Source organism: Dorea amylophila, assembly GCF_025567265.1.
GTDB lineage: Bacteria > Bacillota > Clostridia > Lachnospirales > Lachnospiraceae > Dorea_A > Dorea_A amylophila.
Map to the genome: position 1 here is coordinate 1 of NZ_JAOQJW010000007.1, position 15,353 is coordinate 15,353.

At 39.2% G+C, this 15,353-nt stretch carries 14 protein-coding genes and 2 pseudogenes; 6 read left to right on the forward strand and 10 right to left on the reverse strand.

Annotated elements, in window-relative coordinates; translation table 11 throughout:
• The 4 genes from OCV72_RS05470 to OCV72_RS05485 form a co-directional block, all read left to right on the forward strand.
• The coding region (locus OCV72_RS05470; protein WP_055282484.1) for a CD3337/EF1877 family mobilome membrane protein at positions 1-2,046 on the forward strand (2,046 nt) is incomplete at its 5' end.
• Entirely contained in the window at positions 2,043-3,050 is a 1,008-nt protein-coding gene (locus OCV72_RS05475) for a bifunctional lytic transglycosylase/C40 family peptidase (RefSeq protein ID WP_055258563.1), read from the forward strand. The genes OCV72_RS05470 and OCV72_RS05475, both read left to right, overlap by 4 nt.
• Before the next feature lie 15 nt (positions 3,051-3,065).
• Positions 3,066-3,977, forward strand: coding sequence for a conjugal transfer protein (locus OCV72_RS05480; protein ID WP_055282486.1), 912 nt, complete (start codon positions 3,066-3,068; stop codon positions 3,975-3,977).
• A 100-nt stretch (positions 3,978-4,077) separates the two neighbouring features.
• On the forward strand, positions 4,078-4,281 hold the full coding sequence (locus OCV72_RS05485; protein WP_039930565.1) for a helix-turn-helix transcriptional regulator: 204 nt from the start codon (positions 4,078-4,080) through the stop codon (positions 4,279-4,281).
• A gap of 234 nt (positions 4,282-4,515) precedes the next feature.
• Here the strand turns inward: OCV72_RS05485 and OCV72_RS16770 are convergent.
• The 6 genes and pseudogenes from OCV72_RS16770 to OCV72_RS05515 all read right to left on the reverse strand — a co-directional run.
• Positions 4,516-5,298: pseudogene (locus tag OCV72_RS16770) on the reverse strand (Eco57I restriction-modification methylase domain-containing protein); the annotation flags it as partial.
• 443 nt (positions 5,299-5,741) lie between these two features.
• A pseudogene (locus OCV72_RS05495) lies at positions 5,742-6,038 on the reverse strand (sugar transferase); the annotation flags it as partial.
• A 131-nt stretch (positions 6,039-6,169) separates the two neighbouring features.
• Positions 6,170-6,541, reverse strand: coding sequence for a hypothetical protein (locus tag OCV72_RS05500; RefSeq protein WP_117650070.1), 372 nt, complete (start codon positions 6,539-6,541; stop codon positions 6,170-6,172).
• A 40-nt stretch (positions 6,542-6,581) separates the two neighbouring features.
• Positions 6,582-7,298 carry a hypothetical protein gene (locus OCV72_RS05505; protein WP_055282494.1) on the reverse strand — a complete coding sequence of 239 codons (717 nt, stop codon included), beginning with the start codon at positions 7,296-7,298 and terminating at the stop codon, positions 6,582-6,584.
• Positions 7,291-9,144 (reverse strand): recombinase family protein, encoded by a 1,854-nt coding sequence (locus OCV72_RS05510; protein WP_055282496.1) that lies wholly within the window; start codon positions 9,142-9,144, stop codon positions 7,291-7,293. The genes OCV72_RS05505 and OCV72_RS05510 overlap by 8 nt, the downstream gene beginning before the upstream one ends.
• Positions 9,141-10,112 carry an AAA family ATPase gene (locus OCV72_RS05515; RefSeq protein WP_021860393.1) on the reverse strand — a complete coding sequence of 324 codons (972 nt, stop codon included), beginning with the start codon at positions 10,110-10,112 and terminating at the stop codon, positions 9,141-9,143. The genes OCV72_RS05510 and OCV72_RS05515 overlap by 4 nt, the downstream gene beginning before the upstream one ends.
• A gap of 179 nt (positions 10,113-10,291) precedes the next feature.
• Between OCV72_RS05515 and OCV72_RS05520 the strand changes: the two genes are divergently transcribed.
• Positions 10,292-10,645 carry a helix-turn-helix domain-containing protein gene (locus OCV72_RS05520; RefSeq protein ID WP_021860392.1) on the forward strand — a complete coding sequence of 118 codons (354 nt, stop codon included), beginning with the start codon at positions 10,292-10,294 and terminating at the stop codon, positions 10,643-10,645.
• Between the two features lie 112 nt (positions 10,646-10,757).
• On the opposite strand, the gene OCV72_RS05525 is transcribed toward OCV72_RS05520, so the two are convergent.
• From OCV72_RS05525 to OCV72_RS05535, 3 genes are all read right to left on the reverse strand, one after another.
• Positions 10,758-11,567, reverse strand: coding sequence for an HNH endonuclease (locus tag OCV72_RS05525; RefSeq protein WP_055282498.1), 810 nt, complete (start codon positions 11,565-11,567; stop codon positions 10,758-10,760).
• Between the two features lie 143 nt (positions 11,568-11,710).
• Positions 11,711-12,064 carry a hypothetical protein gene (locus tag OCV72_RS05530; protein WP_021860390.1) on the reverse strand — a complete coding sequence of 118 codons (354 nt, stop codon included), beginning with the start codon at positions 12,062-12,064 and terminating at the stop codon, positions 11,711-11,713.
• Between the two features lie 12 nt (positions 12,065-12,076).
• On the reverse strand, positions 12,077-13,012 hold the full coding sequence (locus OCV72_RS05535; RefSeq protein WP_021860389.1) for a ParM/StbA family protein: 936 nt from the start codon (positions 13,010-13,012) through the stop codon (positions 12,077-12,079).
• A gap of 253 nt (positions 13,013-13,265) precedes the next feature.
• Here OCV72_RS05535 and OCV72_RS05540 point away from each other — a divergent pair, with 253 nt between their 5' ends.
• The gene (locus tag OCV72_RS05540; RefSeq protein WP_021860388.1) at positions 13,266-13,889 is read left to right on the forward strand and encodes a helix-turn-helix domain-containing protein; all 624 of its coding nucleotides are present in this window, start codon (positions 13,266-13,268) and stop codon (positions 13,887-13,889) included.
• 97 nt (positions 13,890-13,986) lie between these two features.
• Here the strand turns inward: OCV72_RS05540 and OCV72_RS05545 are convergent, their stop codons facing one another.
• Positions 13,987-15,306 carry a hypothetical protein gene (locus OCV72_RS05545; RefSeq protein WP_021860387.1) on the reverse strand — a complete coding sequence of 440 codons (1,320 nt, stop codon included), beginning with the start codon at positions 15,304-15,306 and terminating at the stop codon, positions 13,987-13,989.
• Between the last annotated feature and the right edge of the window lie 47 nt (positions 15,307-15,353).

The window sequence follows — 15,353 nt, forward strand, 5'->3', positions numbered from 1 at the left end:
TCAAAATATCCCCTTTCCAACTACCAGCTTGATTTTTATGTGGATAATAGCTGGTCGTGGCTTCCGTGGAACTGGCTGGACGGTATTGGAAAATCGGTGCAGTATGGGCTTTACTGCATTACCAACTTTGTCTGGACGATAAGCCTTTACTTATCTAACGCAACGGGCTATGTGGTGCAGGAAGCCTATAAGCTGGACTTCATCAATGATATGGCAGACAGTATCGGAAAGAGCATACAGACCCTTGCAGGCGTAACGCAGAACGGTTTTTCTTCTACTGGCTTCTATGTTGGTTTCCTGCTTCTCATTATCTTAGTGGTGGGACTTTATGTTGCCTATACGGGACTTATAAAACGGGAAACCAGCAAGGCACTTCACGCCGTTATTAACTTTGTGGTGGTGTTTGTACTGTCCGCTTCGTTTATCGCCTATGCTCCCGATTACATCAAGAAGATAAATGAATTTTCATCAGACATCAGTACCGCTTCTTTGGACTTGGGAACAAAAATCATGCTCCCCAACTCTGACAGCGAGGGCAAGGACAGCGTGGACTTGATACGGGACAGCTTATTTTCTATTCAAGTGGAACAGCCGTGGCTACTTCTGCAATTCGGGAACAGCAATGCAGAGGAAATCGGGACAGACCGTGTAGAAGCTCTTGTATCGGCAAGCCCAGAGGACGAGGACGGAAAAACCAGAGAGGAAGTCGTGAAAACAGAAATCGAGGACAACGACAACAACAATCTGACGATACCGCAGGTTGTAAACCGTTTAGGCATGGTATTCTTCCTACTGTTCTTCAATTTAGGGATAACAATATTTGTATTCTTGCTTACGGGTATGATGTTGTTCAGCCAGATACTTTTTATCATTTTCGCTATGTTCTTGCCTATTAGTTTTCTGCTCTCTATGATACCGAGCTATGAAAGCATAGCAAAGCAGGCAATCGTGAGGGTGTTTAATACCATAATGACACGGGCAGGAATAACGCTTATTGTAACGGTGGCGTTCAGCATTTCCAGTATGTTTTATAACATTTCCACGGATTACCCGTTCTTTATGGTGGCGTTCTTGCAGATAGTATGTTTCGCTGGTATCTACATGAAGCTGGGCGATTTAATGAGTATGTTCTCTTTGAACGCTAATGACAGTCAAAGCATGGGACGAAGAATTTTCCGCAGACCGTATCTGTTTATGCGACATCGGGCTAGGCGTATGGAACACCGTATTGCAAGGGCGGTAAGTGCTGGCGGTATTTCGGGCGGTGTCGCTGGTGCGGTAGCTGGAAGTGCCGTTGCTGGAAAGAGAGCCGAAAGAAAAAATACGGCTTCTAAAGAAAATCGGGGCAATACCACTTCCAGCATGGGACAGCGTGCAGGCTCAAAGGTGGGTGCTGTCTTAGATACGAAAAATAAAGTGAAAGACAAGGCAAATGCTGCCAAAGAGAATATCAAGGATATGCCGACACAGACCGCTTATGCGGTATATTCCGCAAAGGAAAAAGCAAAGTCCAGCGTGTCCGACTTCAAGCGTGGCATGGTGCAGGAACAGCAGTCCAGACAGACGGGACGCTTGGAAAAGCAGGCACGGCATAGACAGAATATCGCTGACAAACGTATGGAGCTTCAAAAGGCACAAGAAGCAAGGCAGACACAGCGAAAGGCTGACGGATCAGCGACAATGGGAGCTACCCGTCCCCATGAGCGACCAGCCACAGCTTCAACCATTCCAAAGCCGAGTGCGGAAAAAATGCAGGAAATCAAACGTCCTGCCACAGCTCCAGCTTCAAAAGTAAGTGAACCAGTCAAGACAAATGTTATCAAAGAACGTCCGTTATCTTCTAGTGCTTCTGATAAGAAAGCGACCCAACCTGCACAGCCAGTACATAGGCAGAATGTAGAAAAAGTGGTATCGCAGGAAACACGCCAGAATGACACGAAAGACCGCAGGACAAAGGTTCAGCAGACGCAAACCGTCCAAAAGAACCAGCAGACCAAAGAGAAAAACCGAAGCCTTGTAACAAAGAAAGGACAGAAGAAAAAATGAAACTGAAACATATCGCTCTCATTGGCAGTCTGTTTCCTATCCTATTTTCTCTGGTGCTTTTCTTTGGGGTGTTGATTAGTGCGGACAGCGACGACGAGAACAGCAACTTTTCTTCTGGCATTACGGGTATGAACCTATCCGCAGAAGTTTTGAAACATCAGCCTATGGTGGAAAAATACGCCAGAGAAAACGGTATCTCCGAGTATGTCAATGTACTGCTTGCTATCATTCAAGTAGAAAGTGGCGGTACGGCAGAAGATGTTATGCAGAGTTCGGAAAGTCTTGGTTTACCACCTAACTCTTTAGATACAGAAAGTTCAATCAAGCAGGGGTGTAAGTATTTTGCGTCCCTGCTTTCTTCCTGCAAAAATCAAGGTATCGACGATTTGAATGTAGCGATACAGTCCTATAACTATGGCGGTGGCTATGTGGGATATGTGGCAGGAAAAGGAAAGAAACACACTTTTAATCTTGCAGAGAGCTTCGCTCGTGAGAAATCGGGTGGAAAGAAAATAACCTACACCAACCCGATAGCTGTTGCGAAGAACGGGGGCTGGCGGTATGGCTATGGAAATATGTTCTATGTGGAATTAGTCAATCAGTATTTAACTGTTTCGCAGGTATCGGGAGAGCTGGCACAAAAGGTAATGAATGAAGCGTTGAAATATCAAGGCTGGAAATATGTGTATGGCGGTAGCAATCCCAACACTTCTTTTGACTGTTCGGGACTGACGCAATGGTGTTATGGAAAAGCTGGTATCTCCTTACCGAGAACGGCACAAGCACAGTATGACGCTACCCAACATCTTCCACTTTCGCAGGCAAAGGCTGGGGACTTGGTGTTTTTTCATTCTACCTATAATGCTGGAAGTTATGTAACACACGTTGGTATTCTCGTTTCGCCGACACAGATGTACCATGCAGGCAACCCGATAGGATATGCAGACCTAAGTAGTAGTTACTGGCAACAGCACTTAATCGGTGCAGGACGAGTAAAACAATAGAAAGGACTTGAAAATATGTTTAAGAAGAATAAGAAACAGACAGAAACTATCAAAGAACCAAAAGAAAAAAAGGTGCGTACTGTTAAGGTAGGCACACATAAGAAAGCCGTGATTGCGTTGTGGGTGGTACTTATTGCAAGCGTGAGCTTCGGGGTGTATAAGAATTTTACGGCTATCGACCAGCACACGACCCATGAAAAAGAAATCATTGAACTTCGCTTGCAGGACACCAACGGGATAGAAAATTTCGTGAAGAACTTTGCGAAGTCCTATTACACATGGAATAACAGCAAAGAAGCGATTGAAGCAAGAACGCAGGCAATCAACGGTTATCTGACAAAGGAATTGCAGGACTTGAATGTGGATACCATTAGAACCGATATACCGACCAGTTCCACGGTTACAGATGTGATTGTGTGGAATATCGAACAGTCGGGAACGGACACTTTTTCTGCCACCTACGAAGTAGATCAGCAGATAAAAGAGGGAGAACAGACAACAGCAATTAAAGCAACCTATACCGTGAAAGTCCATGTGGACGCTGACGGGGATATGGTAATCGTTCAGAACCCTACCCTTGCACCAGCAATCGAAAAATCAGACTATGAGCCAAAGACACCAGAAGCAGACGCAAGCGTGGACGCTGATACCGTAAATGACGCTACCTCATTTTTGGAAACATTCTTTAAGCTCTACCCGACAGCTACAGAAAAAGAACTTGCTTACTATGTATCGGGAAATGTGCTTGAACCTATCGGCAGGGACTACTTTTATTCTGAATTGGTAAACCCTATCTTTATAAAGGACGGCGACAATGTAAAAGTCAAGGTTGCCGTGAAGTTCCTTGATAATCAGACAAAAGCGACGCAAGTATCGCAGTATGAGCTTGTATTACATAAGGATAGCAACTGGAAGATTGTAGGTTAATAAAATATGGAAAGTTTGCTTGACATTCTTTGCTCGCAGGAGTATCATAAGATTAGAAAAGGAAAGTAAACTTTCCATTCGTTCAAGAAAGGGGTATGTTGTGAAAAATCGTTTAGAAGAATTACGAAAACAAAGAGGTATTAAACAAGAAGATTTAGCGACTGCTCTTGAAGTATCTCGTCAAACAATAGGCTCTTTAGAAAATGGACGCTACAATCCCTCTATTATGTTAGCCTTTAAAATTGCAAGGTACTTTCAAATGAGCATTGAAGAAATTTTTATTTATGAGGAGGAAAGTAAATGAAGCATAAGATACAAAAAGTAGAATTATTTGTCGGTGTAATAGTTCTTTTAGGTGGTTTACTAACTTATGGTTTAGGAGTACATCAACTATTACCTGTACCTCGTCCAGATTTGGTTGTCTATGGTACAACACTTATTGGAATAATATTGATTTTAATGGGGTGTGATATATTCAGTAAGCCGACAAAAGAAATGCAAATATTAGAAAATGATGAAAGAAATATCGCAATTACTAATGCTTGGGTAATCGGATGGCTCCAAGCAGTTCTGCCCGGTTTGCGATATACTGTCTCACCGCCGGATTCTGTTTATCCATCGTTCCACTGGAAGTTACCACTGCAACCACGCCGCCAGGACGCACCAGATCAAGGGATTTTGCAATAAAATAATCATGAATCATAAAATGATGCCTGTCATATCTGCGGTCACTGACCTGATATGCTCCAAACGGAACATTTCCTACCACACAATCAAAAAAGCTGTCTGGGTAATTGGTTTCCTCAAATCCCTGCACCGCAATCTTATTTTTCTGGTAAAGCTGTTTTGCAATCCTGCCCGAAACCGGGTCGAGTTCCACACCGTACATATTGGCTTTGCTCATACTCTCCGGGATCAGTCCCATAAAGTTCCCGACACCACACGATGGCTCCAGGATATTCCCCTGCTTCAGTCCCATATTTTCCAGTGCTTCATACATGCTTCGGATTACAGTCGGGGACGTATAAAAAGCATTTAAGGTCGATGCCCTTGCTGCACTGTACTCTTCCGGTGATAAGGTATTCTTTAACTCCAGATACTCATTTGCCCAGCTGCTGTTATTTTCTTCAAATGCCTGTGGGATACCACCCCAGCCAACATAACGGGATAAGCTTTCCTGTTCTTCGGGTGTTGCCAGACGTTCTTCTTTCTCCAAAGTCTGTAACAAATGGATAGCTTCCATATTTGCTTTATACTTTGCTTTCGGACCACCTGCTCCAAGGTCATTATCCTGAATCCGAAAGTTGTGCGGTTCTGTTACAATCTTTTCTGCTTCCGGTTTTAAATATGGTTGAAATTCTCCCTCATATCCAAACAGTTCATTTTCTCCGGGAATATAATTGCGTCCGGTTTCCAGACACCGGAACACATCGGCAGTTGGTGCATTGCTGACTGCATAAAAATCATCATAAGAATACTTTGGGAAATCTTCTGTATGATAGGTCGATAAATGCAGTTCTGTATTGGAACGGGTCTGTGCAACCAGATCTTTCCCCTCTATTCCTTCCGGCAATATTCCTACTGCTTCAAAGTGATACCCCTGATACTCAAAAACGCCCTCATCCCAGGACTCTGCCAGTTCTTCTGCTGTTTTAGCTGTTATCTCTTCCTCTGGTTCATTTTGTTCCTGTTCCTCAGAATCTTTCGTTGTTTCCTGTTCCTGACTTTCTGGAACAGCTTCTTCGGCAGTAACCTCTTTCTCTTCTACTTCCTCCACATCTGCCATGAAATCCTCTTCTTCCAGGAGCTCCATGCAATAAATTTCAATAAATCTATGTCATATCGTCGTATCTTATTAATGTCTAGCCCAATGTTCCAGTTTGTGATATACTCTTTATCAAGACGAACTACTTCTTCAAAATCGGTAATATCACTTCGTCCGCTTACCTGCCACATGCCAGTGATTCCAGGCTTAATTGCCAATCTTGCACGATGGTGAAGCTCATACAGATTCGTTTCTGAAATCAAGGGTGGGCGAGTACCTATAATCGACATATCGCCTCCTGATGTAAAGATAGAAACAACTTTTTTTCAGAGAAATTTTTTCAGCACCATACCATGCAATTACCCTCAAAAACAGCACAAAAAAAGAACCTCTGATCTCTCAGAAGTTCCTATTTTACGCTGTTTTCTTAAAATTCTTCCACTGTCAGCATCGTTGCCTGCTTCATATCAAATTCCACCAGATTGTACTCCGAATGGCATATTCCCGTCAAACGATACGTCTTTTCCGCATCCCATTCGCACGTTTTCCATATCATTCGCAGCATTGGCACACTACTGATCTTAAATTCCCAATTCTCCGGGTTATATTTAGGCACACGAAAACACTCTGCATCTTTTCTGGCACATGCCTGCACCACCAATCCCCGCTTTTCAGGATTAAACAAAAATCTTATATACTTTGGCTCACCCAATGCCACTATCGTTGAATGAAAAATCCGTATCTTCCCCCATTTTTGGCATAGAGAAATCCCCGGTATCACAATATTATGTTCCTGCACACTGATACCTCCCATCTTTAGGGCAGACTTTCCCCTTTAACTATTTTCCTGTTGTAAATTCTGCATAACCATCCAGCATATTTATTTCCAGTGCTTTCCTATGTTCTTCCACTGGCAAACCAAAAGAATCTTTCCATTCCTTTGGATAAAATGGTATTCGATTTTTCCTTTTTATTTCTTCCACTGAACGCTCATTATCTGTAGAATTTGATGCTGTTTCTTCTATACTATTAGCCTTTTCAGTAGTAAACTGACTTTCTGTGTCTTTTTTCGCTCTTTTTCCTTTAATGTCAAGAAATATCTCCGTTTCCATCAAGTCAAACACATAAATTGTTTCATCTTCAAAAGTAATCTTGTGTCCCAAAATCTTATATCGGCAATCCAGATTCCATCCCATCATTTCATACATCATTGCAGAAAAGATTTTATTTGTCATTTTTCTGCTTTTACGCTTATCTGGTTTTGCCACACACCAACGAAGTGCATCTTTATCATTTTCCTCACATTTTCGGACAACCATTCTCTTACTATCCTGGTTCACAAGTATCTGTATGTAAACTGTATCCTCTAAACCAGCAATGCAGGCTGTATTAAATGTCACACTATCTCTACGAATCACGACAGCCGGTTCCCTTAGATGAGCAAACAGTTCTCGTCTGACAACCTGATACCCATCATAACTAAAATCCTCCGCCAACTTGATTGCTTTCTGATCAATAATTTCTTTTTCATCCGTATACTCCGCTGTATCATGCATAATTAGCACACCTCATTTTATCTATCAATTTCTCTGCTGACTCCAGCAGAGCATTGAGAACTTCTCTGGTTATAATCTCCATCCCTTCAACAGTTCTTGCAGGACGCAGTATGTCCCAGTTTCCTTTATATGACACTCTCTGTAAAAACACCATTCTATTTGTAGACTCTCCAAAATTATATGCCCAAGCTTCCGGATAAAGTATTTTCTTTACTGGCTTCTGAGCTTCTTCTGGCTTTTTCTCCGTTTCTTCCGCAAATTGTTCTTCTGCCTTTTCCTTTACAAGCACTTCTGGTTCTTCTAATTCAAAAATCATTACCCGTTCATCTGCAGTACCGCAAAACTGTCCTCGCAATTTATACTTGCAGTCTTTATTCCATCCCATAAGCTCATATAATGGCCCTGAAAATCCTTTACAGCTTTTTGGGAGCACCGCCCAACGTCCATCTCGTATAGTTCCCCATTTAATAGCATTTATGCTGCTTTTTTCGCATGGACGAACTGCAATGCACTTTTCTACAGAATTGAAAAGTAATTCTACATACTCTACATCTTCAAATTTTTTCAAACAAGCTGTATTAAATACAATTTTTCCTGAAGAAATCGTTACTGCCGGATCGAATCTTGTTGAAAAAAACTGCGCCCTCACAATTTCATAACCGCTTAAATCAAATCCTCGGTTTTCCGTTTTCTCTACACAAATTTCATTATTGTTTTCAGAATAAGCACTTAATGATGCCTTTTTATAATCTGCTGACGAAAATCCATTCCATGCACGATTTACAGGTACAAAGCCTTTTAAGGCTCCCTGATCTACTACCTGTAAAGTTGGCAATGGATACCCTTTTTTCATATATTTGCTTGCATCCAGCATTTTTTGCGCTGCATCATAAATCTCCCGGCTCACAATAGCTTCATGGTGATCGGTCTGTCTATATTGGTTCCGATCATGGTTATTTTTCTTTGATTTATGATCCAGGTAATTAGGTGTAAAAGTTTTTCTTGATAAAACATCCCCACAATGCCTTTCATTGCGTAGAACATTTACAACTGTACTTCCTGTCCACTTTGTATTTCCTAATTTAGTTTTACGTCCTAAATCCATCAAAATTTCAGCAATTTCAGAAGTAGGAAAGCCACTCAGGAACAGATAATAACACAAGCGAACCGTATCTGCTTCCGACTCATTAATAACTAAATTCCCGTCCTCGTCCTTATCATAACCTAAGAGTTTGGGTGTCAGAAATATTCCTCTTGAAAACCGTTGTTCAATAGAAATATTCATAATTTCACTTTTCGTATGTGATTCTTCCTGTGCTGCTGCCGATAACACTGCAAGCATCATTTCGCTCGTATTATCAAGTGTGTAAATATGCTCTGTTTCAAAAAATACGCCTACCTGCGGTTTCATATTTGCTAATTCACGAACTTTAGCAATACAATCCACGATATTTCTGGCAAATCGTGATACACTTTTGGTAACTATTAAATCTATTTTCCCTACTTTGCAATCCTCGATCATACGATTAAATTCATCCCTATGCTGTAAAGATGTGCCGGAAATTCCCTCATCCGCATATATCCCAACCAGTGTCCACCCTGCATGTTCCTTTATCATATCTTCATAATGATTTTTCTGCAGTTCATATGAAGATGTCTGATTGGCATCATCTGTAGACACACGGCAATAAGCACACACCCTTTTGGTGCCTGCATCTTCAAATAATTTTTCTTTCTGTTTCGCAGGAATGAACTCTAATTCGCTGCGATCCACGCCCTTATACCTTGCACGAATCTTTTCTTTCCGTTCTTCCTGGCTTGCAGCATGTTTTTCCTGTTCGTTCATATGCTGTCCCCCACTTCCATATGCCAGTACCAGATTTTACCTTTTTTATATGCTTTTATTTCAGCAATTTTCTTTGCTTCCTGTACCGTTCTTTTTGCAATACCATACTCTTTCATTTTTTCATAAATATAGGTACTTGCTAAATCTTCTACTGATAACAGTTTTTGCAGATATTCTACAGCAATATCTTTCTTTCCTGTGCTTTTCTCAACATTAAGCAACTCTTCCACATTTATCTGGCATTTTCCAATCCATCGAAACCCTTTTTTCTTATCCAGTTCAAACCCTATCGGTTCTCCTTCTGGTGCAAGGCTTGATTTTACCGGAAACATATACCGTTTCCAAGGTTCTTCTTTATCTCTGGATACCATAAGAATGCTTCTCGCTGCTGCCGCAATGTCAATACTGCCTAATCCTCTGTATAATTGGTTTCCACCACCACTTTTGTTCATGTGTCCAACTAATACTATTGCACAATTAGTTTCTGCTGCCACCTTGGATAACTTTGATAAGATTTCTCGCATTTTTACTGCATTTGTCATATTTCCATTGTGACCGATAAATGCCTGTATCGGATCAAGCACAACCATTTTCGCACTGATCTGTATAATAGCATTTCTTATACGTTCATCTTCCAGTGTCAATTCATCATTATCTTCCTTTATGAATGCAACCTTACTACAATCAGCCCCAGCCTGTTCCAGCCTTGGTTTTATCGTATCTCCTTTTCCATCTTCTGAACACTGATATATTACCATCTCTGGCTTTTTTATCTTCTGTCCATCTGGCAAATATCCGCCTTTTGTTAGTATCGCTGCAACATGAATAATCAGTGTTGACTTACCCTCTCCCGGATCTCCCTGCAACATTGTAATCTTCCCACAGGGAATATATGGGTACCATACCCATTCCACCTCCGAGGCTTTCACATTTGAATAAAATTCAACACCCGTATTTATACTTTCCAAATTTGATGCCCCCGGTGTCTTTTACTCTTTTTTTCTACTACATGTGAATAATTGCATTAAACTTCTACTTATGTTTCATTATAATATATCTTTTTTGGGAATACAATAAGGAATATCAAATGTGTGTGGAGTTTCGCAATAAATCTTAACTAATAGTCAAAGTCTAGGAGGTGACAGGTTTGGAAGTAGAAATTGATTATCTTGCTATCGGTAAAAGGATCCGCACTGCACGTCTGTCAAAAAAAATGACTCAGGAAACACTTTCAAATATGATCGACGTTGCCCCTACCTATGTCAGCAGTATCGAAAACGGACATACCAAATTAAGCCTTGCAACATTGCTCGGCATTGCTCAAAGCCTTGATACTACTGTAGATCAGCTTTTATATGACAATACGCCTGTACTGGTTTCAAAATTTGATGCCGATATAAAAGAGCTTACTTCTGATTGTAGCAATCAGGAAAAAGAATTTTTACTGGAAATTATAAAATCAACCAAAACTGCATTACGCAACTACAAACCAGGCAAATAATTTAAGGGCGCAGAAACTTTGTTATTTCTGCACCCTTCTTTTATACTTTTGCGGTCTTGCTTCCTTGCGATGTTGTCCATTACGATTTTATATTATAGTTTATTCCGTCAGTTTAAGCTGAATACATAGAATATAGTATATCATCTGTTTCCTTTTTAATCTTTCTTAAATTATCTATATTCTTAGAAATCATATTAAAAAATGAAGACCAATAATTATTAGCCATTCCTATACCATCATCATAATATTGGAATGTTGTCAAATTTATATATTCATTCAACAATTCTACTACTTGTTTTCCCAAGTCAAGAGAATGTTGATTTAGCGCCTCATAAAGATCATCCCTTTTTTCAAGATATTTATTTATGTGAAGCAATTCTTCTTCATACATAAAATGATGATCATCTATTTCATTTTGTAAATCAATCGGATTAGAAAAAGATTGTGCAAAATTCATTTTCCAATATTTATATGAATATTCCAACAAATCATGGAAGCAATCAGTTGCATACTTGACCTGCTTTAATGCTTCCTTTTTCCTTTCCATCTGCTGGCTTTGAAAAGAAACTATATCTTCTCCCTTCAGACGTCGTTCTTGTTCATATTCCGCTATCATCTTCCACTTTAGCAATTCTTCTACTGGATATTCGTCTGGATTTTTATCAATTAATGTGTGACAAGCACTACATAACCATATTCCATTATTTATAGATTCTCTTTCTTCTTTTGTCATTCTCGCATCATATCTTGCGCCCTTTGGTGATGCTCCTAAAATGTGGGCGGCTTCACCTATTGATAATCGTTTATCTTCCTCTCTATGAGGACCTAATGTTTCCCTTCTACAATTTGGATTTGAACATCTGCCCCCAACACGTTCACAAAGAATTGTCTTAATACGTTCTGAAAAATCAGCTTCTCTCATATGCAACTTCCTCTTTCTATAATTCCAAGGTCCCCTTAGTTACAAAGGATTTAAACTTATTCTATCATATCCCACTATAACAAAAAAGCATAAAAATACCGCCAAACAGACTTATTCTATGTTCAGCGGTACTTCGATACATTTTAAATTTCGTTTTCAAATATTGACATTCCTGCAAGCATCATATCCTCGTCCATATCCAGATTATCACTATCTTCTGGCTCTGTTTCCTCGACTTCTCGACAACTCGTTCCGCCCATTGATTTTTCTATTTCTAACAAAAACTCCTTGTCTTGAAGTAACTGTTTTTTGATAGCGTCTATGCTCACTGCTCCTGTGTATGTTCCTGTTCCTGCTTCTCCATTCTTCATCCACGCCTGAACCAATTCTGTCACAAGTGCTGTCTTGCATCTTTTCTTGGTTTTTAAGTATTCTCCTGCTTCTCTCTGACGTTCATCATCTTCATTAAATATCAATACAACCTTAATCTGTCCCATGACCAGCACCTCCTACCCTCTCCGCAGACGTGCTGTTGTCAGTTTTTCATATCCAATCGCATTCGCCCGGACGTCATCAATAAATTCCACATATTTAAATTCCGGGGAATTTTCAATCTGTTTTCTGAGTAAAAGACTTCCTCCACCAAGAAAGACCGCCGGATTTGTTCTAAAGTCGGTTACATGGGTATGTAGTTTATTGATAATTCTCTGTAACCAGTTTTCTGCCATTCGCTGAATTTCCAGTATGATTTTTTCATCTAATATGGTTTCTTCCTGCATTAAAACCTGTTCTACATCTGACGAATCCAAATGAATGCCATAGTTCTGTTGAATCGCATTGGATATTTCAGACCGTAGAACAGCCATACCGGAACGATCACTGACACGAACTGATAAATCCGGTTTTCCATTTCTGATTACCAAAAGGTCAACTGTTCCATCCCCAATATCAATACAGTTTACCGTTCTATATTTCTTCAAAAGACTTGCCTTAAAACACATGACTGCTGCAAAATTCTGCGGGCTGACAAATACATCTTTTAAATAGAAATTAACAGATTTTCCATTCATCTTAAAACTGATTCCATGTTTTGCATGATCTAAGAAATATTTCTTAAATGAAGTTGCCTGCTGACCGTAATCTGCGGGTGGCAATCCCACGCCAAGCACTACATCTTTTCCCGTTAATGTAATTCCTTTATTACGAGCTTCCATTGCAAGAGCATATAATGTGAGAATAAAGTAATCATCATCTACTGTCTTATCAGCTTTAAACGGCATTTTTGTATCTGACAGTGTATAATATGTTCCCTGATACTCCAAAATATCTTCATTCATAAAGCGTCCCGGTTCAGACACATATCTGACAAGTCCACATGGGAAGCATACATTCTCTCCCTTCATATTTCCATTTCCATGATCAATTCCAAAAATGATTTCTGCCATCGCTTTTTCCTCCTGTTTTTTAACTGTACTTTAAGTTGCACTAACATATATTTTTGTTCCAAAATTGCTTCTATTTAAGTATCACTTAACTCATTCTTACTATCACTTTTGTATGTCTTATTCTACTTAAATATTACTTTTGTATGTGTTTTAAATATATACCATACATTTGTGTGTGTCAATACATTTTTATATATTTTTGTGTATTTAACAGTAAAAAATATGTTATAATCCCTTTATGGAGGTAGCGATAATGACCGTTGGCGAAAAAATCAAATACTTTAGAACTATGCATGGGTTCACTCAGGAACAACTTGTACAGGCTACTGGTTTAAGCATAAGCACTTTGCAAAAATACGAGTCTGATGAACGCAAGCCCAAGCCGGAGCAACTCTTGAAAATATCACAGGCCCTGGGCATTAGTATCAATATTTTTATGGATTTTGATATTCATACAGTTTCCGATCTGCTCTCGCTTATATTTAAAATGAACGAGCAACTGGATTTAAACTTTGATTCTCAGAAAGATACAAACGGAAATATCATTCCTGACACCCTTACTCTTTCATTCAAAAATCCAATAATCAATCAGAAGCTCAGCACTTACGTTTCTTTCTTAAACAAAATGACCGGCTCTGAAAGGGAACAATATACTCAAACGCTTCAGGAATTAGAGAATCAGCTTCTTAACGACAATACAGAAATTCACAAGACTGCTCCTGCGAGTAATTCCACTAATAACATACCGGATTCCACTTTTTCAGATCCGTCTTATCAGAAAATACAAAACCTGTTATCTGATTGCACACCGCAAGAAATGGAATGGATCTTAAAATCTGTTCAACTCATAAAAGACTGTCTGCGTGACACTAAATAATTTTCGGAGGATTCCTTATCACTATTACAGAAAATGATTATAGAAAAAAATTTGAGGGAAGCGTCACAAAACGTTTCCCTCACTCATCATGTATAGTCTATTTTTTTAGATCTTCCAGTATTTTTTCTACATTAATTCCAATTCCGTTTAATTGTGGTTGCAGGATCAGATACTTTTTCAATGGACTTAGCTTATTAAGCAGTCGCATGATTTTACCACTTTTCTTTTCTAATTCTAACTCTAATTCCTTCAAGTAAAACTTGTAATATGGAACTTCTATATTTGTTTCCTCGATATAACGCTTGATCAGTTCTATACTGTCGTTATCCTTAAGCTGTATAGCTGCATTGCCTACAATTATAAGAAAGTCTATGCTATCGGCTCCCATATCTTCAAATTCCACACTCTCCAGATACTCTTTCAGATTTTTGATTTTCTTTTGTTCTACCAAACAATCCAACAAATATATCTGTGCAAATGCTGTTTTTGCATACTCAAGACTTGTGCAAAAATCCTGTTCTGCAACTTCATAATTTCCCATTTTCCAGTATGTATAGGCAATGTCAGAATAATATTTTACCTTTCCGGCTTCAGTAAACTTTTTAATGTTCATTTTTTCACGCACATGCAATGCTTTTTCCAGCCACTTTACGTCTGGATCAAAGTTATGATACATTTCATACATCATTGCAATAACATCCTGCGAATACACTTCATCTTCTGTATATAAATCTTCTTTTTCCAGTTCTGCCATCACTTCATCTGCAATCTTTTTCGCACTTGTATTATCAGAAACCAATGCAAGCTGTATTGCCTTATCAAATTTATATTTCAATTTCATTAAGGAACTATCCGTCTTTTCAATCAAAATATCATCCAATTTAAGCAGCTCCGTTAATTGTCCTGACGGTAAAATGACAGACCGCAACAGTTCCAACATTCTCTGGTCTGTATGTACATCCACTTTTGTATTTTTTACAATAGCCTCAATCTGCTCTGAGAATTTTCCCTTATCATTATTCAGTTCATAATACAATAGCTGATAATATTCACATTCATTCTTCCAGTCCTCTGCATCCACCAATCCTTTTATAAATTCAAATCGTTCTCCCCAGTTATCTGTATTTCCTTTTGGTATGCAGTGAAAAATACGATCTGCCAACTCCGATAGTGCATTTACATCTTTATGTAACACAAATCTTCCAATTACAGGGTTATCCTTCAATATTCTGTTCGTATGCTTTCTTACATCTTCCAGATAATCAGAAAGCATCGCCACAGCTACATAATACGCTTTAATATAATTTTTGCTGTCGATTTCTTTTTTATAATTCTCTATTCCCTGTCCACTAAACGGTTTACAACACATGGAATACAAGCGTCCTGAACCACACAGGCATTTTTCATCATCTAACATATCTCATTTCTCCCATTGATTTATTGATTGATATTTTATCACATCTT